Origin of the sequence: Massilia polaris (assembly GCF_012927275.1) — a bacterium.
Lineage (GTDB): Bacteria > Pseudomonadota > Gammaproteobacteria > Burkholderiales > Burkholderiaceae_D > Telluria_A > Telluria_A polaris.
In genome coordinates this window covers 1-19,776 of the sequence record NZ_JABBGG010000003.1, presented here as the reverse complement: position 1 = coordinate 19,776, position 19,776 = coordinate 1, and the positions used below count along the sequence as shown (strand labels likewise).

The window sequence follows — 19,776 nt, the reverse complement described above, 5'->3', positions numbered from 1 at the left end:
GCGCAATTTTTGGCGCACCTTTCAAGTAATGAGGCACATGTGAACAAAACAGAATTGATTGAACAAATCGCCAAGTCCGCGGACATCACCAAGGCCTCGGCTACACGTGCACTCGATGCCATGATTGAAGCAGTCACCACCAGCCTGCAGAAGAACGACACGGTCACCCTGGTCGGCTTCGGCACCTTCTCGGTAGGCGAGCGTGCAGCCCGCACGGGCCGCAATCCGCGCACCAAGGAAGCCATCAAAATCGAGGCGCAGCGCGTTCCGAAATTTAAAGCTGGCAAAGCGCTGAAAGATGCAGTAAACTAATGGCCTTCGGCGTTGTGACAAACGCCGGATGTATTTGGCAGTGTGCGGGCGCTTAGCTCAGTTGGTAGAGCGGAGCCCTTACAAGGCTTAGGTCGGGAGTTCGAGCCTCTCAGCGCCCACCACCAAGTACAGCTTGTATCGTGTTTTCCTGGAGCGGTAGTTCAGTTGGTTAGAATACCGGCCTGTCACGCCGGGGGTCGCGGGTTCGAGTCCCGTCCGCTCCGCCAGGGAGCACATAATTTGGAGCGGTAGTTCAGTTGGTTAGAATACCGGCCTGTCACGCCGGGGGTCGCGGGTTCGAGTCCCGTCCGCTCCGCCAAGAATTGAGATGGAAGAAGCATTCCCCCTGCGGGGAATGCGGTTCGGGCTCGAAGGGATTTCCCTGCAGGGGAATCCGCGGCCGGCGGAACGTCGGCGAGTCCCGTCCGCTCCGCCAAGAATTGAGATGGAAGAAGCATTCCCCCTGCGGGGAATGCGGTTCGGGCTCGAAGGGATTTCCCTGCAGGGGAATCCGCGGCCGGCGGAACGTCGGCGAGTCCCGTCCGCTCCGCCAAGAACAAAGAAAAAGGCGAACGAAAGTTCGCCTTTTTTTCTATGTGCACGTTGCATTTACCTTAATTTCGAAGTGGCTGATCCATGTTTGAATTTATCCGCACTCACAAACGCTTGATGCAGGTCTTCCTGATGCTGCTGATCGTGCCCTCGTTCGTTCTGGTCGGCGTCAGCAGCTATCAAAGCGGCGACGCCACCACTGGCGTGGCAACCGTCGACGGCAGGAAGATCACCCAGCAGGAATGGGAAGAGGCGCAGCGCCAGCAAATGGACCGCTATCGCCAGAGCATGGGCGAACAGTTCGACCAGAAGATGTTCGAAACACCGGAAGCACGCCAGGCTGTCCTCGACAACCTGATCGCCGAGCGCGCGCTGGAAGCGGAAATCAAACGCAGCCACCTCACCGTCAACGACGCCACGCTGGCCCAGACCATTGCCGGCATCGAAGCCTTCAAGAAGGCGGACGGCAGCTTCGACATGGAGCAGTACAAGGCCGTGCTGGCCGCGCAGGGCATGTCGCCTGCGATGTTCGACGCGCGCATGCGTCGCGACATGGCGATGCAGCAGCTGAACAACGCGGTCCAGGCCAGCGCGTTCGTACCGCGCTCGGTCTCGAAGCGCCTGTCCGACGTCAACGACCAGGAACGCGAAGTGCAGGAACTGGTATTCCCGGTGTCCGACTTCATCACCCAGGTCAAGGTCACCGACGACATGGTCAAGGCCTACTACGACAAGAACGCCGCGCTGTTCGCCGTTCCTGAACGCGCCAAAGTTGAATACGTCGTGCTCGATACGGCCGCCGTTGAAAGCCAGGTCGCCGTCGGCGATGCGGAAGTCTCCGACTTCTACAACAAGAATCAGAAGCGTTACGGCTCGCCTGAGCGCCGCACCGCAAGCCACATCCTGGTCAACGCGCCTAAGGGCGCCAGCGCTGCCGACAAGGCCGCCGCCAAGCAGAAGGCGGAAGCGATCCTCGCCGAAGTGCGCGCCACCCCGGCCAACTTCGCGGCAATCGCCAAGGCGAAATCGCAGGATCCTGGCTCGGCCGAAGTAGGCGGCGACCTGGGCGTGGTAGAGAAGGGCGCGTTCGTGCCGTCGGTTGAAGACGCGATCGCCAAGCTGAAGCAAGGCGAGATCAGCGCCCTGGTGGAATCCGAGTTCGGCTTCCACATCATCACCGTCACCAGCGTTGTGCCGGCTGCGACCAAGACCCTGGACGATGTCAAAGGCGAGATCACTGCGGAACTGAAGAAGGCCACGATGTCGAAAAAGTTCTCGGAACTGGCCGAAGTATTTAACGATACCGTGTACGAGCAATCGGACAGCCTGAAGCCGGTCGCCGACAAGCTCAAGCTGACCGTGCAGACCGTGGACAACCTGGCGCGCACCCCGTCGCCGGCACTGGCCGACGCACCGTACAACAACGCCAAGTTCCTGCAAGCGGTATTCGCGGCCGACTCGCTGAAGAACAAGCGCAACACCGAAGCGGTTGAAGTAGCGCCTGGCACCCTGGTTGCCGGCCGCGTGGTGGAATTCAAGCCTGCGACCAAGCGTCCGCTGGCCGAAGTCGATGCGGCGATCCGCCAGCGCGTGACGGTCGAAGAAGCGATCAAGCTGGCCCGCAAGGCTGGCGAAGCGAAGCTGGCTGCGGCCAAGGCATCGGGCGACGCCGCTGGTTTCGGCGCGCCGGTCTTGGTGTCGCGTACCAAGCAGCCGACCATCAACCCGACGGCCGCACTCGCGGTGCTGAAGGCGGATGCGAGCAAGCTGCCGGCGTATGTTGGCGTTGAAGTCCCGGGCTCGGGTTATGGCGTGTACCGCATCGGCAAGGTAGCGATGCCGGCAACGCCTGACGCGGCGCGCCGCGCGGCCGAAGCGGAGCAGATCGCAGGCGTGGTTGGCCAGCAGGAGATGTACGGCTTCATCGAAGCGCTGAAGCAAAAGGCCAAGACCAAGATCACGGTGGCACAGCCAGCGAAGACGGAAGCCGCAGCTAACTAATCAGCGGCGCATATCAAAAGACCCGGTCAGCGGAAGCTGCCGGGTCTTTTCTGTTTTATGGAACCCATGCCACGCTGCTACCCGCGCAAGCGCCTGGCCGCGGACAGGAACTCCGCCTCCGAAATATCGCCCAGCTCCAGCACCTCGGCTTCGTTGAACTGCACAAAGTTCCGGTCGATCGACTTCAGGTAAGCCGGGTCGTAATGCTCAACCAGCAGTTCATCGACGAGTTCCGGCATCCGGCCGCTATTGGCCATCTGATGCCAGCTGTCGATTTTCTCGCGCCCGTGCAGCTTCACCAGGCAATCCAGCTGCGCATTGAGCGTATCCGGGCTCTGGGTAAAGTGCTCGTAATCCTCCATCAGCAAGCGCACCCGGTTCGGCCGCGACAGGGTCAGCGACACGCACGGCGATTGCCGCATTTTCTCCATCACCGCATCCGGCACGCGCAGCTGCCCGACCTTCTTGCTCTCGGACTCCACAAACACCGTCACAGCAGGATCGAACTCGCGCAGCTTCTGCCAGATCGTCGACTCGAACATCTTCTGCGAAGGCTGCGGTTGGCTCGGCAGGTTGCCGAGCACCGAACCGCGATGCGCCGCTAGCTGCTCGAGATCGAGCACCTGTGCGCCAATCCCGGCCATCACCTCCAGCAGCCGGCTCTTGCCGCTGCCCGTGGTCCCGCAAATAACCTTGAACGTGTGCGGCGGGGTTTCGGACAGCTTCTCGCTGACGTGAGCGCGGTAGGCCTTGTAACCGCCGTCAAGCTGGATCGCCGGCCAGCCGATCCGCGCCAGCACGTGCGCCATCGAACCGCTGCGGTTCCCGCCGCGCCAGCAGTACACCAGCGGCTTCCATTCGCGCGGCTTGTCGGCGAAGCGTTCTTCAATATGGCGCGCGATGTTGCGCGCGACCAGCGCCGCGCCGAGCTTCTTGGCCTCGAACGCGCCGACCTGCTTGTACATCGTGCCGACGCGTACGCGCTCGTCGTTGTTCAACACAGGGCAGTTGATCGCGCCCGGAAGATGATCGAGCGCGTACTCGGCCTCGCTGCGGGCGTCGATGATCGTATCGAATTGGCCGAGTTGCGGCAGGATGTCGCGGAAGTTTAATAGGGCAGGATACTTCATTGGGCCTTTACGAGCGGCTTGAACTTGGGCCAGATGTTAGCCAGGATGATCGGGTGCGCGTCCGCGTTCGGGTGCAGGCGGTCGGCCTGGAACAGCTTCGGCTGGTCGGCCACGCCTTCCAGCATGAACGGCACCAGCGGCGCTTTGTACCTGGTCGACAGCTTGGTGTACATATTGAAGAACTGCTCGGTGTACGCACGGCCGTAATTCGGCGGCATGCGCATGCCGACCAGCAGGACCTGGGCGTCGTTCTTCCTGGCCAGGTCGACCATCGTGCGCAGATTGTCTTCGGCCGAGGCGACCGGCAGGCCGCGCAGGCCGTCGTTGGCGCCCAGTTCGATCACGACGACCGATGGCTTGTGCTGCCTGATCAGCGCGGGCAGGCGCGCGCGTCCGCCGCTGGTGGTTTCGCCGCTGATGCTGGCGTTGACGATCGTCGCGCTGATGCGTTCGGCCTTGAGCTTCTTTTCGAGCAGCGCCACCCAGCCGCTACCGCGGTTCAGACCGTACTCGGCCGACAGGCTGTCGCCAAGCACGAGCACCGTTTTTGGTGCAGAATAGGCGCTCGCCGATGCGGCAAGCAGCAACAGGGCGCCGACCCACAGTTTATTGAGACTAACAAGCATGCGTGACATTCCAGAAGCTTCCAATAGTTACGTTGACAACGTTGCCAAATCGACGGCGGCAATCGAAGTAATCAATTTATCAAAGCGGGTGGCTGACGCCAGTGGCGAGCTCACCATTTTGCACAGCGTCGATTTTACAGTGCAACCGGCTGAGACGCTTGCCATTGTCGGGGCTTCGGGTTCCGGCAAGTCCACCCTGCTGGGCCTGCTCGCCGGCCTCGACACGCCATCGACCGGCAAAGTCATCCTCGACGGCAGCGATATCTTCGCCCTGGACGAGGATGGCCGCGCATCGCTGCGCAAGGCCAAGCTGGGGTTCGTGTTCCAGTCCTTCCAGTTGCTGGCCCATTTGAACGCGCTTGAAAACGTGATGCTGCCGATGGAATTGCGGGGCGAGGCCGACGCGAAAGAGAAGGCGACTGCGATGCTGGGCCGGGTAGGGCTGTCGAGCCGCCTGAAGCATTATCCGAAGTACCTGTCCGGCGGCGAGCAGCAGCGCGTCGCCCTGGCGCGCGCCTTCGTCACCGAACCGCCGCTGCTGTTCGCGGACGAACCGACCGGCAGCCTCGATGCGGCAACCGGCGAGTCGGTCATCCAATTGATGTTTGAGCTGAACCGCGAGCGCGGCTCCACCCTCGTGCTGGTCACGCACGACCCGTCGATCGCGGCCCGCTGCGCCCGCATCATCACGATTGCGGCTGGCCGGCTCGTTTAGGCCGTTCCGCCACCATCCGGTTCAGGACTGCCCGAATCGCCTCCGGCAGCTCGCCGGCGGTCAGTCCGATCGGACCGGCGCCTTGCGCCACCAGCCGGTCGGCCGCCTCGCCGTGCATCCACACCGCGGCCAGCGCCGCATCGCGCGCCGGCCAGCCTTGCGCCATCAGGCTGCCGCATAGACCTGCCAGCACGTCTCCAGTGCCAGCGCTGGCGAGACCCGGATTGCCGGTCGGGTTGATCGCGGCCTCGCCATCGGGCATCGCGATGATGGTGCCCGATCCCTTCAGCACGACGTAGGCATCGAACCGGGCAGCGATCTCGCGCGCCGCTTCCAGCCGGTCGCCCTGTATGACGCCGGCCGTGACACCCAGCAGGCGCGCCGCTTCCAAAGGGTGCGGCGTCAGTATCGACGATGCATGGCGGGCCGACAGGCGCGATTGCAGGTCAGGGCTGGCAGCAATCAGGTTGAGGGCGTCCGCATCGAGCACCAGCGGGCTGTCGCCATCGAGCGCCCTGGCCAGCACGCGAATCGCGGTCGCGGAATCCCCCATGCCCGGACCCGCGACGATGGTGCTTCCGTCGAAGTTGTGGTTGGCCGCATCGCGGAACATCAGCTCGGGCTGGGCGTTGTCGTAAGCCGGTCCGTGGTCGATCGAGGCCACATACACGCGTCCGGCGCCGGAAAACAGCGCAGCCTTCGCCGCCAGGATCGGGGCGCCGGCCATTCCGCGGGCACCGCCCACGACGGCGACGTCGCCGAAACTGCCCTTGTGCGAGTCATGCAGGCGCGCCACGAACGCCAGGTCGAACAGGTGCGGCTCATTGAGGTGGACGCTGGCGCCCGGCAGCATGTCTTCCGCAATACCGAGTCGTGCGACCAGCACCTCGCCGGCGTAATCGCGGCCGCCAAAGGTGTGCAAGCCCGGCTTGTTGCCAATGAAGGTGACCGTGTGGGTCGCGCGGACCGCAACGCCATCCGGCCCGATCACGGCGCCGGAATCGGCATCGAGCCCGCTCGGTACATCAAGCGCCAGCACCGGGCAATCCAGGGCGTTCACCGCCTCGATCATGGCGCGTGCCTCGCCCTGCACCGGTCGCGCCAGCCCGATCCCGAACAGGCCGTCGACAACCAGCGCCCACGGCCCGCCGGCCGGCAACGCATCTGTGAATTCGGCAGTGCTGGCGCGCGCCTTGGCCAGCGCATGCGCGGTTTCCGCCGAAGGATCGCCGACGCAAGCCAGGTGGACGACGGTGACGTCGACACCGGCCTGCGCGAGGTTGGCCGCCACTTCAAGTGCATCGCCGCCATTGTTTCCGGGGCCGGCGAGGACCAGCACAGGCGGTGCGGGCGTTTCGCCCAGGAGGTCGATCGCGATGCGCGCGGCCACCTGGCCCGCGCGCTGCATCAGTGTTCCTGGCGCCAGTTGCGCCGCCGCTGCCTGTTCCGCCTGCCGGATCTCCGCGACGCTGAAAAGTGCTCCCATGTAGCCTCCGAGTGCTTGCTGAAACTTCAAAACTGCATTTTCGCTAAAATCAGCGGCCGGCGCACTACAATATGCGCTCAAACGAATTTGCAGGGGACACGCATGGATTGGCAATTCTGGATCGACCGGGGCGGAACATTCACGGACATCGTCGCGCGCCAGCCGGACGGCCGTATCGTGACGCACAAGCTGCTGTCGGAGAATCCCGAGCAATACCGCGATGCGGCGGTAGCCGGCATCCGCCACTTGCTCGGCGTGGCCGAAGGCGAACCGGTTCCCGTGTCCACGATCGAAGCGGTCAAGATGGGCACCACGGTGGCCACCAACGCACTGCTGGAGCGCAAAGGCGAACACACCGCGCTCGCGATCACGCGCGGCTTCCGCGACGCGCTGCGCATCGCGTACCAGAACCGTCCGCGCCTGTTCGACCGCCATATCGTGCTGCCCGAACTCCTGTACAGCCACGTGATTGAAGTCGACGAACGCATGGGCGCGCATGGAGAGATCGTGCAGGCCATCGACGAGGAAGCCACGCGCGCCGGGCTGCAGGCGGCGTTCGACAGCGGCCTGCGCTCACTCGCCATCGTCTTCATGCACGGCTACCGCTTCACTGAACACGAGGCCGCCGCCGCCCGCATCGCGCGCGAGATCGGCTTTACGCAAATATCGGTGTCGCACCAGGTCAGCCCGATGATGAAGCTGGTCGCGCGCGGCGATACCACCGTCGTCGACGCCTACCTGTCGCCGATCCTGCGCCGCTACGTCGACCAGGTCGCGCGCCAGATGCCGAATGTGAACCTGCAGTTCATGCAGTCGAACGGCGGCCTGACCGATGCGCGCACCTTCCAGGGCAAGGACAGCATCCTGTCCGGCCCCGCCGGCGGCATCGTCGGCATGGTGCGCGCCAGCCAGCTGGCGGGCTTCGACCGCGTTATCGGCTTCGACATGGGCGGCACCTCGACCGACGTCTCGCACTTCTCGGGCGAGTTCGAAAGGGTGTTCGAGACCCAGGTGGCGGGCGTGCGCATGCGCGCGCCGATGATGAGCATTCACACGGTCGCCGCGGGCGGCGGCTCGATCCTGCACTTCGACGGCAGCCGCTACCGCGTCGGCCCTGACAGCGCGGGCGCCAATCCCGGGCCGGCAAGCTATCGCCGCGGCGGCCCGCTTGCAGTCACCGACTGCAACGTCATGCTCGGTAAAATCCAGCCGGGCCATTTCCCGAAGGTGTTCGGCCCGGAAGCCAGCCAGCCGCTGGACGTCGAAGCGGTGCGCACCGCGTTCGCCGCAATGGCGCGCGACATCGGCGCAGCCACCGGCACGACGCCCGCGCCCGAGCAGGTTGCCGATGGTTTCATCCAGATCGCCGTCGGTAACATGGCCAACGCGATCAAGCAGATCTCGGTGCAGCGCGGCCACGACGTGACCGAATACGCGCTCACCAGCTTTGGCGGCGCGGGCGGTCAGCACGCCTGCCTGGTGGCCGATGCCCTGGGCATGAAAACGGTTTTCATCCATACGCTGGCGGGTGTGATGTCCGCGTACGGAATGGGACTCGCGGACCAGACATCGATGCGCGAGTCCGCTGTCGAACAGCGGCTTGACGACCTGGCACAGGCGGCCCTCGATGAGCGCCTGGCAGTGCTGGGCCAGGGCGCGACCGATGAACTGGTGAAGCAGGGCGTAGCACCGGAGCGCATTGAGCTGGTACGCCGCGTCCACCTGCGTTATGAAGGCACCGATTCGGCCATCATCGTGCTGTTCGACGCGCCGGGCAGCATGAAGGCTCAGTTCGAGACCGCGTACAAGAAGCGCTTCTCGTTCCTGATGCCGTCCAAGGCCCTCGTCGTGGAAGCCGTCTCGGTGGAAGCCATCGGCAAATCCGACGCGCCCGCTGAAAGCTTCGCCTCCGATATTTCCGAGCGCAGCGCGCCGCTGATGCCGCATGAGCGCGTGCGCATGTTCGGCGGCGATGAGTGGCACGAGACTGGCCTGTACAAGCGTGCTGGCATGCGGCCCGGTGACGTCATCAAGGGTCCCGCCATCATCGCCGAAGACAACTCGACCACCGTTGTGGAGCCAGGCTGGCAGGCGCAGGTAACCGACTTCAACCACCTCGTGCTGACGCGCGTCGAAGCACTGCCGGAGCGCCGTGCGATCGGCACGACGGCCGATCCGGTGATGCTCGAGATCTTCAATAACCTGTTCATGTCGATCGCCGAGCAGATGGGGCTGCGCCTGCAGAACACCGCCTACTCGGTCAACATCAAGGAGCGCCTCGACTTCAGCTGCGCATTGTTCGACGCACGCGGCAACCTGATCGCCAACGCGCCGCACATGCCAGTGCACCTTGGCTCGATGGGCGAGAGCATCAAGACCGTCATGCGCGAAAACGCAGGCGCGATGCGCCCCGGCGACGTATTCATGCTGAACGATCCTTACCACGGCGGCACGCACCTGCCTGACGTGACGGTGATCTCGCCGGTGTTCGACGAGGCGGACCAGACCATCCTGTTCTACGTCGGCTCGCGCGGCCACCATGCGGATATCGGCGGCACCACGCCAGGCTCGATGCCGCCTGATTCGGTGACCATCGACCAGGAAGGCGTTTTGATCAACAACTTCAAACTGGTCGACGGCGCCAATGGACTGCTGCGCGACGCCGAGACCCGGGCGCTGCTGGCCGGTGCGCGTTATCCGGCCCGCAATCCCGACCAGAACATGGCCGACCTTCGCGCGCAGGTCGCGGCAAACCAGAAGGGCGTCGACGAACTGCACAAGATGGTCGCGCACTTCGGATTGGACGTCGTGCAGGCATACATGGGGCACGTACAGGACAACGCGGAAGAAGCGGTGCGCCGCGTGATCACCGCGCTGAAGGACGGCGGCTACACCTGCCAGCTCGATAACGGCGCCCAGATCCAGGTCTCGATCAAGGTCGATCATCCGACCCGCAGCGCGACAATCGATTTCACCGGCACCTCCGGCCAGCTTGAAAATAACTTCAACGCGCCGTCGGCGGTGTGCATGGCGGCGGTGCTGTACGTGTTCCGCACGCTGGTCGACGACGAAATTCCGCTCAACGCGGGCTGCCTCAAGCCGCTCAACGTCATCATCCCGCCTGGCTCGATGCTCAATCCGCAGTATCCGGCGTCGGTCGTCTCGGGCAACGTCGAAACCTCGACCTGCATCACCAACGCCCTGTACGGCGCACTGGGCGTGCTGGCGGCATCGCAAGGCACGATGAACAACTTCACGTTCGGGAATGCGAAGTACCAGTATTACGAGACGATTTCGGGCGGTTCCGGTGCGGGTGAGGGTTTCGACGGAACCGATGTGGTGCAGACCAATATGACGAACTCGCGCCTCACCGACCCCGAGATCCTCGAATTCCGATTCCCGGTGCGGCTTGAGAGCTACGAGATCCGCCAAGGTTCGGGGGGAGAAGGGCGCTGGCATGGCGGTAACGGCGGCGTGCGTAAAGTGCGCTTCCTCGAACCGATGACAGCGGCGATCCTGTCCAACAACCGCATCTACGCGCCGTTCGGCATGGCAGGCGGAGGCGAGGGCGCGAAGGGCGTCAACACTGTCGTTCGCGCCGACGGCAGCGTCGAACAGCTCGCACACATCGGTAAAACGGATATGCAGGCCGGCGACATGTTCGTGATTGAGACCCCGGGCGGAGGCGGATTCGGATTTACCACGCTAGAATAGAGCGAAGTCAGTGGCGTTGGTCGTGCTGACTGACAATGCGTTATCCCATCAATCAATTATTCTTTGCGAGCAATCTAGCGAATGTATTCTGGAAAAGCGATTATCAAAGCCGGCGAAAAATTGCTCGATGCCGACCTAATAAACACCGACCCGGCGGCATACTCGGAAGCGATGGACATCCTCTCATACTGGCGTTTTAGCCATGAAAAGCCACTTGAAATTGCATTTAACATTTTGCAAAACGTGGCGCAGAAAAAAGATAAATCGACAATTTTCGCAAAGAGGTTGAAGCGTTACGTTTCCATCGTGGCTAAGTTGCGTCGCTATGACACGATGAAACTTCGAAATATGCAAGACATTGGTGGATGTCGCGCAATTGTTTCGAATGAGAAACGTTTGAGGCAGCTTGTTCGCGAACTCAGGAAACGTCCTGAATTCAAGGTGAGCACTGGGAAGATCAAATCCAAAGATTATATTAAAAATCCGAAGGACGACGGTTACCGCGGGTATCACTTGATAGGGGCGTTCGGCGAGTCGTCGGAAGAGATGAAAAGTATTGAAATTCAAGTGCGAACGTCTCTTCAGCACGATTGGGCAACAGCGTTGGAAATTGTGGATCTTTTCACTGGCCAAGCATTGAAATCAAACCAAGGAAATGCAGATTGGAAGAAATTTTTTCGCAGCGTCAGTGAACAATTTGCGGTTATGGAATCGATTCACTTATTCGATACCTTGACCGATGCGGAAAAATACGAAAATTACGAGGGCAAGATTCTTGCTAGGCCCGATCTTATCGAGGCATGTCGCGTCGCACAAGAAGCCTGTGTGCAACTGGATGTAATCACTAAATTCAACGCTTTCGCCCAATCCCTTAACATCATAAACGAACGACTAAGTGAAGTCCCTGTAACCGGCTATGCTCTAATCGAGGTTGATACAAAAAAGCGACAAGTTAGCAGCTCGCTCTACAGTGATGATATGAACGCCGAGGCTGAGGCACGATACATTAAGTGTGAAAAAATTGCCGCGGAAACCCCACACAGGGTCGTTGCGCTGGTGTCGACTACGGCAGTGGGCGGTATTAAGGAGGCATACCCTAACTATTTTGCCGATTCCACAGATTTTCTTCAACACCTCTGGTTTGTGACGGCCGTAAATCTACCAGCGCAACGCAACAGGTCATTTCTTCAAACACTTCAACGATTGCTGGGAACCACTCGCCCGCGGCTTGGTCAATGACTGACGTCGCGGGACTGTCCTTCCCGGAGCTGGCGTCAACTCTGGTATCGAAGGGAGAGCTTTGTCGAACCTCGCCCTTCGATCGATTTTTAAAAATATTTCTAACTTCGTTCGCGTCCCCCTCAACCACCATTTGGCCTCATATGAAACAGGTTCGATCCCTTATCAACAATCTCTGGAGGCGTGAAGATACGACGCTATCGCCCTACCTAGCGGATCCGCAACGCCTCAGCGATGTTATTGCGGCGATTCAGGCAATGGCAACCTATAAGTTTTATAAGCTTTCCTTCGAAGAATGGGCAGATCGCATGTCCGCGGACAAATCGCAGGCAGGGAAATGGAAAGTCGTTTTCTTAGAGCATCCTGAGTTCTTTAGACTCGATTCGGCACGCGTTCGAGCGTCCTTGGTATGGCGCCGCCAGTTTCCTAAGCGTTATGACGTTGATGAGGAGCGCGTCCTAACCGCAGCAGAATATCGAATATTGCCCCTTGAGCAACAAGCGCGAGTCTCTCGGGTGCCATTGTCACCGTCTGATATTAAGGCGCTGGTTGACACAGCTGTAAACTTGCACTCGCGCGCTCTAGAACATCGGAAAGATAAGCGTTGGTGGGTGGCGCTAGCTGGCGCCGCCGGAGGATTACTCGGGTCAGTGATCGGTACTTTAGTCGGATGATGTGAATCGGACCGTTGCCCCCGGGAGCCTAATGTTGTACGAAGAGGAGATATTTGCGCCTATGCGGTGCGCATAGGGATAGAATAGTTTTCAAATGGAAACCCGAGCATTCACGCCGCCATCTGGCTTTGTTGACCTTCTCCTCGACGCTGTCTGCGTGGTCGACTGGGAGGGGCGATTTCTCTTTGTGAGTGCTGCCTGCGAGCGGATCTTCGGCTACCGGCCCGAAGAAATGGTTGGCACCCTGATGATCGAGATGGTCGCTCCAGACGACCGCGCGCGCACGCTTGAGGCGGCGCGCCAGATCATGACGGGCGACTGCAAAACGAATTTCGAAAACTGCTACCTGCGCAAGGATGGCAGCAGGGTGCATATTTCGTGGTCCGCCCGCTGGTCGCAGTCCGACCAGGTGCGCATCGCGATCGCACATGACATCACGGAGCGCAAGCGATCCGAGGCCGTGCAGGCCGCGCTGTACGCCATCTCGGAAGCCGTCCACATCGCCAACGACCTGTGCGCGCTCTACCCACAGATCCACCGCATCATCAACGAACTGCTGCCGGCGCCCGGACTTACCATCGCGCTCCTCGACGCAACGCACGAGCATCTAGACTTCAAATACCACGTCCACGGGCTGGACGGATCGACAGCTGCAAGCGAAGCTGCCCATCACACCCTGTGCGAACACGTCATCAGATTGGGGCGGCCGCTGCTGCTCAAGCCAACGTCACACGTGGAGCTGCCTGACTTCCTGCGCGACGCTGCCACGCGCGTCGCCCCGTGCTGGCTTGGATTGCCCCTCGCGTCGAGCAATGGCGTGATTGGCGCGCTGGCGGTCATGGAGCCGAACGGATCGCCGTGCTACACCGAACGCGATAAGGAGCTGCTGCAGTTTGTATCGACCCAGATCGCGACGGCGATCAAGCGCAAGCGGCTGCACTCGCAGCTGCGCCACATGGCGCAGCACGACGCGCTGACTGGCTTGCCAAACAGAACGCTGCTACTTGACCGCCTCGATACTGCACTGGCTCGCGCGCGGCGTAACAATCACGGCTTCTCGCTGTTGTATGTCGACCTCGACAAGTTCAAGCCCATCAACGACCTGTATGGACACGAAACGGGCGACAAGCTACTACAGGAAGTGGCGCGGCGTATCGGCCAGTGTGTACGCGATACCGATACAGTTGCGAGGCTTGGTGGAGACGAGTTTGTCGTGCTGCTTGACCGCGCGTGCCTCCGCGGCGACGCGGAACTGGTCGCGGCAAAAATCCGCACCGAATTATGTGGTCAGATGCATGTGCGCGACCTGACGCTATCCATAACGCCGAGTATTGGAATTGCGATCTATCCGGAACACGGCGTAAACGCACAGCAGCTGCTTAAAAAAGCGGACGACGCGATGTACGAAATGAAAAAGAGAGGGCAGCACATACACCTGTAGCAAACATCGCTTTCAAGTGCCAAGATATCGTACGCGCATGCCCGCGCATTTGACCTTGTCGTGTATTTTTGGCAGAACTCCTGGCTTTCGCTCATCAATACAATAGTTTCAAAAGCCTTACATCGATCGATAGGCCGGATTCCCTCACTAGGGAAGCCCTGATCAATTCACTTTTCCCGCCGATCAGCGCGAGTTTTTCAAAAACGGGTTAGTCAGAAAATGGAAGTTGCGCGATTTGATGCGCTGGCAACGAACTTTTCGACGCAATCTGGAGTTCCCCGGCGCCATTTCGGCGCTCAGGACGCACCTCGGGTGTTGGGTATCGAAAAACGTCTTCCGGCCCAGACCACGATAGCGCGCCTTACGATGGCGGAATAGGTTCTTTACGACATGGAACGGATGCTCAACTGTACTAGCTCAGACTTGACCGGACACAAACTGTCAGATGAGATAAAGGCTGGCGAACTCGTTAAGCTATGTACTGCCATTTCACCGAATGCCGCGTTTATGGTCTTGCATGAGATATGTCGGCCGCCTCGGCCAAATCAAATGGCTAATTGCCAAAATGATCAACGACCTTGAGTTCGGCAGGCCCTGACCTCCTCCTACGATATAGATATTTTGCGGTGTATTCATGCAAAGTGGGTATGACTGCTTTTCGCTAAGTGCCGAAAGCATGCTCGCTCTTGGTGCACGCGGCATCGAACTTGGTCTGGACGTCTATAGCCCGGTTGACGATAACGAAAACTAGCCGAGTCTCGATAGTAGCTAGGCGCTCAACGTCGGTGCCGGGCCGACAGCGCCAACCTAATTTCATCTGTTTCCGCACCTCCTCGCGGAATCATTGGGCATGGCCATTGCATAATGTTGACGCGAGCACAATGAATGCGGTAACGTTGCTTAATAGAACGGAATAAATGGGATCATTGATGAGGCAACGCGCAATCTTGGCCGCCCTCGCCACGTGCTGCACGGTGGCGTGTTACGCGCAGACGACTCCACCGCGCGTCGCGCGTGCCGAACCACTGGCGCCCGCCGCGCTCTGCCCACCCCTCACGCTTCCGCCGGTTGCGACCGTCGCGTGGGACGAGGACGCGGCGTACGAGATGGCTGTCAAGGACCTTGGCGGCGGCAGGCTTCGGATAACGGTCGTCGGAGACATCCTCATCGTTGACGCGGCCCGGTTTGCCTCATTGGTGCGAACCGTCGACAAGGCGCCAGGCAATATCGCCGAGGTGGTCTTCGACGCCCGGGTGGTGCGCATCCTCGAGCCTATCTCGCTTCAGAGCGGCATGATCCGCATCTACGCCGATCAGGTGTCGTTCGAAAACCGGGGCCTGATCGCATTAACCAAGCCCGCAGCAACGGCGGACGGACTCGAGGTTAACGCCATTCAGCTTGACCTGCGCAAGTCGCTGGCGCTTCCGCTACAGGTTTCGGTCAATCCGAACCGCGCGCGGCGAGTCACCGTGCGCGCGCAACAACTCCTGACGACTGCCGGAATCCTACAAGGTGTCGCGGCCTCCAGGTCGCTGTGGCGCCACAGTTCAAATTTCGATGGCGCGTTTCCAGCGTCGCTGCCGGCCGAATGGAACGTCACGGTGAGCGACGATGGCGCGAACGCCGCCGTCGAGGCAATGAAGGGTGTCGTCGCCTGGCCGGCGTACACGGCCTACAAACTGCGCAAGCACCACGCCCTGACCCCTTTCGACGAAGGAAGAAAGACGACCCTTGCGGAACGCATTCGGGCGGTCCGGCCACTGGTCGAGACGCTTGAGCGCGCGGAAGTTCTGATGGATATGGACGCGCTTGAGCTATTAATGAGGCGGAATGTCGACCAGCGCGGCCGCGGTCCCGCGCACGTCCCGTCTAAGGACATGCTTTCGGCCATGGATCGGTTCAAGCTGTCGCGTGAGTCCGCCAGCGGCCAGCTGTCGAAGCTCAAGACGCTCATCATGTCGGCGCACTCGGCCCCCGTACTGGACACCTATGCGTTGAACGCGGCGACATCACGGATCCGATTCCTCGGCGAGGCTCAGAATCTGCGCCGCGCCGAGATGAGCACGGTCTTTACTGACATCGCGAGCGCCTTGGCCAGAGCCGAGCAGATCGATGCGGCCGTCGCCTACGAGCGCGAATACAGCCGCAAGGAACTCGAACGTCGTACTGGGCGCGACGGCGACCTCCGGAACATCCGAATTGGTACGACTGTCCTCGCTGTCGGCGCCTCCTTCATCGGAACACCCGCAGCTGGCGCCGCCATCGCCGCCGGTGTTGGCGTCGCTGGCGACATAGTCTACGCGAACAATGCAGGCCAACCGCTAAACGTCGAAACGCTCGCTACCATCGCCGCGAAGAACGCCCAGATGTATCAGAAGCTTCATTCGGCTCGGCAGGCCTGGGAAAAACATACCGCCGACCTTAGGGACGCCGAGCAGGTCTTCACGGGAAAACAGGTGGTGCCCGAAGGGGCCAAGAAGCCGTTGACGCGAACCGAGGCAGCCAAGCGCGCCGGGCAATCCGCAGGCGACTTCGCGTCGAAGGTCAAAGCCGTGCACGACGGAATGGGCGCGATCCCGAAGCCGGACAATTTAACGCTCAACGATATCGAGAAGAACAACGGCGCCCTCCAACGCCAGCTGGCTCGCTTGGCAGATGTCCAGCGCGAGTTGTCGGATCTCACTGCGAAACTCGACGGGCTGCATAACACCATAGCTGCGGACGAGGCGGAGTTGGCGGAAACTCGGCTGGTTGAGCAAGTGCTGCTTGAGTTGAAACCGTCGAATGACCAAGAGCTCGTGCGGTGGAAAACTGCGGCGCTTCAATTGTGGGCGCGGGAACTCCAGGCGCTGTATTACGACGCGATGGATCTTCGTCGCAGTCTCTTCTTCGAGACCTGGAAAACACCCTCGCTGCCGCCGGAGATCCTCACGTATCCGGAGGAGTTCACGGCCTACCTGGCGGCAGGCAGGTACTCGCCCGATTCGCCTGGGGCGACCACTCCGGTCGCGCTTACGGCGGCACATCTCGACAACGAGATTGCGAAGCACATGGCCGTTCTCGATGGGATCGCGAGAAGCATTGATCAGGCATGGCAGTTGTACCAGGCGGAGCGAGCCTCGGGCGCGCAGCCGTTCTTCGATCAGCAACAGATTGCGAATGGCCGGAGCGCGCCTCCCAACGTGCGCTTATTCATGGAGCAACTCAACGCTCAAATTCGGAGACAAATCGAAAGTCCCGAGGCACGTGAGCAGCAGCAATTTACCCTACTCATCCCGTTCGATATGACACGTCCTCCAGCGCCGCTGCCCGAGCGACTGCTGCGGGTCGGGATTGTTGATCCGCGTGTCCGGAACGAGGCCGCCCTGGCCGGCAAGACCCTTTTCTTCGATGTAACCTACCGGACGGCTGGCGAGCTAAGGCGCAACGCCGAGTGCGCATACGTGGACCTTAGCGTTCCAAACGGCGAGAAGACCGCCGTCATACGTAGCTCAAACAAGGAGCCCGCCAGCGTTAGCCAACGTAGGGCCGAGGCCGAGACACCGCTTACCTTCGAGTCGCTTCGTCAGTCCCGAGCGGCGCCGCCTGCCCGGACCTTGTACTTCTTGTCCGTCACCGTCGGGGGCTCCCCTCAAGACGCGAACTGGAAGTCCGTACCGGTGATCGACGGCTTCACTTTCTGGAGAAGGATCGTTCAATGAACATGAGTGCCAAATTCGCGAACATCACTCAGCCACGCCACGCGGCCGCGATGGTGCTCATGGCGACCGCGATCGCCGTTGTCGCGACAGTGTTCCCCTTGGGCGCGAGCGCGGCGGACGTATCCTTCCGAGCCGCGTTCGACGCTGCCGCCGTCCAGGACGTCGTCTCGATTTCGGTACCGGAGAACGATACCCTCGTGTTCGAGAGCGGCGCGTACTACTCCAAAGGACGACGCATCCTCATCTCGGCGAAGAACGCCCGAGTCGATGGCGACGTCCGCATCGGCTTCTACGCCCCTGACGATCGCCCGTCGCCAAAGCAAGGGGTGGCCGCGACAGGAGCAACCGGGGGAATTCGTAGTTGCAGCCGCGACCGCGATGGCTGCGACGGGGACACCGGAAAAGCGGGTGACCAAGGAGCTAAAGGGGACGGCGGCGCCAACGCTTCGTCGCTCGTGTTCGAGATAGGAGAGTTGACCGGTGCCGGACGGGTCACGCTGCTCGCTGCTGGGCAGTCGGGCGGACAAGGACAAAAGGGGGGCAAAGGTGGGCGCGGCGGCAACGGCGAGAAGGGCGCGAAACGCTCATGCAATGCCTACGGGGGCACAAAAGCGGGTCCTGGCAACGGTGGCCGTGGGGGTAATGGCGGTGTTAGTGGAGCCGGTGGCACTGGTGGTTCAGGAGGAGATGGAGCGACAATTACGTTGTCATCGAATTTGTTGAAGAGCCTCGAAGCCAACACGTTGGCCGTCGATCTCAACCCAGCATCCGGCGGACCGGGTGGGGAGCGCGGCGACGCAGGAGACCCCGGTGCCGGGGGCGCGTCGGGCCCCGGCAACAATTGCGGAGGCGGCGGTTCGGGCGGGAACTATGGGGACAAAGGGAGCGTCGGGACGCCGGGGGCGGAGGGCAAATCGGGCGCGTCAGGAACACTTCGCTATTGGAATGACGCTGAGGAGTTCGTGGGCGCCGAGCCGTACAAGGCGCGCCTCGTCTTCGAGCTCGAACCGGTCGCGAACAGATGCGATGGAAGGACGTGGAGCGAGCAGGTCGTCACCTTGCAAGCCGGCCTGATGTGTAGTAATCGCGACTTGATCTGACAGTTACCCGGTTTGAAGCCTGCGACTGTCAGGTCAAATTCAGCTATTCAATGTGGTGATTTTATCGCGCCACGCCTCCTTTCCGTCAACCAGTGTTTGCACCGGGGTTCGGCCGCAGCACATTTTGCCCTGGTGCGTCCGTTCATTGTTGTAGTAGCCGATCCAGTCGTCTAGGTCGGCCTGAAGTTCTTCGATGCCGCGATAGATTTTTCGACGAAACGCAACTTGGTAGAACTCCTGCAGGATCGTCTTGTGAAAGCGCTCGCAGATCCCATTGGTTTGCGGGTGGCGAACCTTTGTCTTCGTGTGCTCGATGTCGTTCAGTGCCAGGTACAGTTGATAGTCATGCGACTCGGCCTTGCCGCAGAACTCGGTACCGCGATCGGTCAGTACGCGGATCACCCCCATTCCGTGCTCTTCCATGGATGGAAGAACACGGTCGTTGAGTAGATCGGCCGCTGTGATCGGCGTTTTCGTGTTGTACAGCTTGGCGGCAGCCCACTTCGAATAGGTATCAACATAGGTCTGCTGATAGATGCGACCGACGCCCTTAATCGTGCCTACGTAGAAGGTGTCCTGGCTACCAAGGTAACCAGGGTGGGCCGTTTCGATTTCGCCATGGGCGACGTCGTCGTCCTGCTTGCGCTCAAGAGCGACGACCTGGGCCTCAGTCAGTACCTCGCCGGTCGCTGCCACATGGGATTCGAGCGCTTTCAGTCGCTTCTTGAACGATTCCAGATCGCGGCGTAACCATACTGAGCGGACACCAGACGGAGAAATGAAGATGCCACGCTTGCGCAGCTCGTTAGAAGCACGAACCTGCCCGAAGGCCGGTTGCTCTAGGGAGAAAGCGACAACGGCGGCTTCCGTGGCCTCTTCGACGCGGTTCTTGAGATTGGTGGGTATTCCGGCCCATCGTGACCAGTGATTCCGGTCTATCGTGACCGGTCATTCTGGTCCATCGTGACCACCCATTCCGGTCTATCGTGACCGATTTCGGCCGCCACCGGAATCAGCGGTCACGATGCCGGAATCAGCGGTCACGATACCGGAATGGTGTCGTACAACACCGAAATGATGTTACG

The 19,776-nt window shown here is 60.9% G+C and carries 12 protein-coding genes, 3 tRNA genes and 1 pseudogene; 12 read left to right on the top strand and 4 right to left on the bottom strand.

Translation table 11 applies throughout. The features are described from left to right. Positions 1 to 39: 39 nt before the first annotated feature. From HHL21_RS06390 to HHL21_RS06370, 5 genes are all read left to right on the top strand, one after another. Positions 40 to 312 (top strand): HU family DNA-binding protein, encoded by a 273-nt coding sequence (locus tag HHL21_RS06390; RefSeq protein ID WP_169464438.1) that lies wholly within the window; start codon positions 40 to 42, stop codon positions 310 to 312. Positions 313 to 358: 46 nt separating this feature from the next. After that, positions 359 to 434 (top strand) — tRNA-Val (locus HHL21_RS06385). A gap of 28 nt (positions 435 to 462) precedes the next feature. After that, positions 463 to 539 (top strand) — tRNA-Asp (locus tag HHL21_RS06380). 15 nt (positions 540 to 554) lie between these two features. Next, positions 555 to 631: transfer RNA gene (locus tag HHL21_RS06375), tRNA-Asp, on the top strand. A gap of 317 nt (positions 632 to 948) precedes the next feature. Further along, entirely contained in the window at positions 949 to 2,865 is a 1,917-nt protein-coding gene (locus HHL21_RS06370) for a SurA N-terminal domain-containing protein (RefSeq protein WP_169464437.1), read from the top strand. A gap of 77 nt (positions 2,866 to 2,942) precedes the next feature. Here HHL21_RS06370 and mnmH read toward each other — a convergent pair whose 3' ends face one another. Continuing rightward, complete coding sequence (mnmH, locus tag HHL21_RS06365; RefSeq protein ID WP_169464436.1) at positions 2,943 to 3,995, bottom strand: tRNA 2-selenouridine(34) synthase MnmH; 1,053 nt, start codon at positions 3,993 to 3,995, stop codon at positions 2,943 to 2,945. Then, entirely contained in the window at positions 3,992 to 4,621 is a 630-nt protein-coding gene (locus HHL21_RS06360) for an arylesterase (protein WP_229496145.1), read from the bottom strand. Before HHL21_RS06360 ends, mnmH begins: the two co-directional genes overlap by 4 nt. Here HHL21_RS06360 and HHL21_RS06355 point away from each other — a divergent pair. Then, positions 4,620 to 5,336, top strand: coding sequence for an ABC transporter ATP-binding protein (locus HHL21_RS06355; RefSeq protein ID WP_169464434.1), 717 nt, complete (start codon positions 4,620 to 4,622; stop codon positions 5,334 to 5,336). The two genes, HHL21_RS06360 and HHL21_RS06355, sit on opposite strands and share 2 nt — an antisense overlap. Here HHL21_RS06355 and HHL21_RS06350 read toward each other — a convergent pair. Then, on the bottom strand, positions 5,308 to 6,822 hold the full coding sequence (locus HHL21_RS06350) for an NAD(P)H-hydrate dehydratase (protein WP_169464433.1): 1,515 nt from the start codon (positions 6,820 to 6,822) through the stop codon (positions 5,308 to 5,310). The two genes, HHL21_RS06355 and HHL21_RS06350, sit on opposite strands and share 29 nt — an antisense overlap. Positions 6,823 to 6,924: 102 nt before the next feature. On the opposite strand from HHL21_RS06350, the gene HHL21_RS06345 reads away from it, so the two are divergent. From HHL21_RS06345 to HHL21_RS06320, 6 genes are all read left to right on the top strand, one after another. Next, complete coding sequence (locus HHL21_RS06345) at positions 6,925 to 10,536, top strand: hydantoinase B/oxoprolinase family protein (RefSeq protein ID WP_169464432.1); 3,612 nt, start codon at positions 6,925 to 6,927, stop codon at positions 10,534 to 10,536. 81 nt (positions 10,537 to 10,617) lie between these two features. Beyond that, positions 10,618 to 11,775, top strand: a complete 1,158-nt coding sequence (locus HHL21_RS06340) for a RelA/SpoT domain-containing protein (protein ID WP_169464431.1) — start codon at positions 10,618 to 10,620, stop codon at positions 11,773 to 11,775. Further along, positions 11,772 to 12,449, top strand: a complete 678-nt coding sequence (locus tag HHL21_RS06335) for a hypothetical protein (protein ID WP_206085640.1) — start codon at positions 11,772 to 11,774, stop codon at positions 12,447 to 12,449. The genes HHL21_RS06340 and HHL21_RS06335 overlap by 4 nt, the downstream gene beginning before the upstream one ends. A gap of 94 nt (positions 12,450 to 12,543) precedes the next feature. Next, positions 12,544 to 13,890 carry a sensor domain-containing protein gene (locus HHL21_RS06330; protein WP_169464430.1) on the top strand — a complete coding sequence of 449 codons (1,347 nt, stop codon included), beginning with the start codon at positions 12,544 to 12,546 and terminating at the stop codon, positions 13,888 to 13,890. Between the two features lie 1,106 nt (positions 13,891 to 14,996). Continuing rightward, positions 14,997 to 17,591, top strand: a complete 2,595-nt coding sequence (locus HHL21_RS06325; protein WP_169464429.1) for a hypothetical protein — start codon at positions 14,997 to 14,999, stop codon at positions 17,589 to 17,591. Continuing rightward, positions 17,588 to 18,691, top strand: a complete 1,104-nt coding sequence (locus HHL21_RS06320; RefSeq protein WP_169464428.1) for a hypothetical protein — start codon at positions 17,588 to 17,590, stop codon at positions 18,689 to 18,691. The genes HHL21_RS06325 and HHL21_RS06320 overlap by 4 nt, the downstream gene beginning before the upstream one ends. A gap of 39 nt (positions 18,692 to 18,730) precedes the next feature. Here HHL21_RS06320 and HHL21_RS06315 read toward each other — a convergent pair. Continuing rightward, a pseudogene (locus HHL21_RS06315) lies at positions 18,731 to 19,588 on the bottom strand (IS481 family transposase); the annotation flags it as partial. Between the last annotated feature and the right edge of the window lie 188 nt (positions 19,589 to 19,776).

Bases quoted from the DNA above. Each gene is read 5' to 3' on its own strand.
- HHL21_RS06355 (WP_169464434.1), top strand. From the start codon at position 4,620: ATGCGTGACATTCCAGAAGCTTCCAATAGTTACGTTGACAACGTTGCC.
- mnmH (WP_169464436.1), bottom strand. From the start codon at position 3,995: ATGAAGTATCCTGCCCTATTAAACTTCCGCGACATCCTGCCGCAACTC.
- HHL21_RS06350 (WP_169464433.1), bottom strand. From the start codon at position 6,822: ATGGGAGCACTTTTCAGCGTCGCGGAGATCCGGCAGGCGGAACAGGCA.
- HHL21_RS06345 (WP_169464432.1), top strand. From the start codon at position 6,925: ATGGATTGGCAATTCTGGATCGACCGGGGCGGAACATTCACGGACATC.
- HHL21_RS06320 (WP_169464428.1), top strand. From the start codon at position 17,588: ATGAACATGAGTGCCAAATTCGCGAACATCACTCAGCCACGCCACGCG.
- HHL21_RS06335 (WP_206085640.1), top strand. From the start codon at position 11,772: ATGACTGACGTCGCGGGACTGTCCTTCCCGGAGCTGGCGTCAACTCTG.
- HHL21_RS06360 (WP_229496145.1), bottom strand. From the start codon at position 4,621: ATGCTTGTTAGTCTCAATAAACTGTGGGTCGGCGCCCTGTTGCTGCTT.
- HHL21_RS06325 (WP_169464429.1), top strand. From the start codon at position 14,997: ATGGCTGTCAAGGACCTTGGCGGCGGCAGGCTTCGGATAACGGTCGTC.
- HHL21_RS06330 (WP_169464430.1), top strand. From the start codon at position 12,544: ATGGAAACCCGAGCATTCACGCCGCCATCTGGCTTTGTTGACCTTCTC.
- HHL21_RS06340 (WP_169464431.1), top strand. From the start codon at position 10,618: ATGTATTCTGGAAAAGCGATTATCAAAGCCGGCGAAAAATTGCTCGAT.
- HHL21_RS06370 (WP_169464437.1), top strand. From the start codon at position 949: ATGTTTGAATTTATCCGCACTCACAAACGCTTGATGCAGGTCTTCCTG.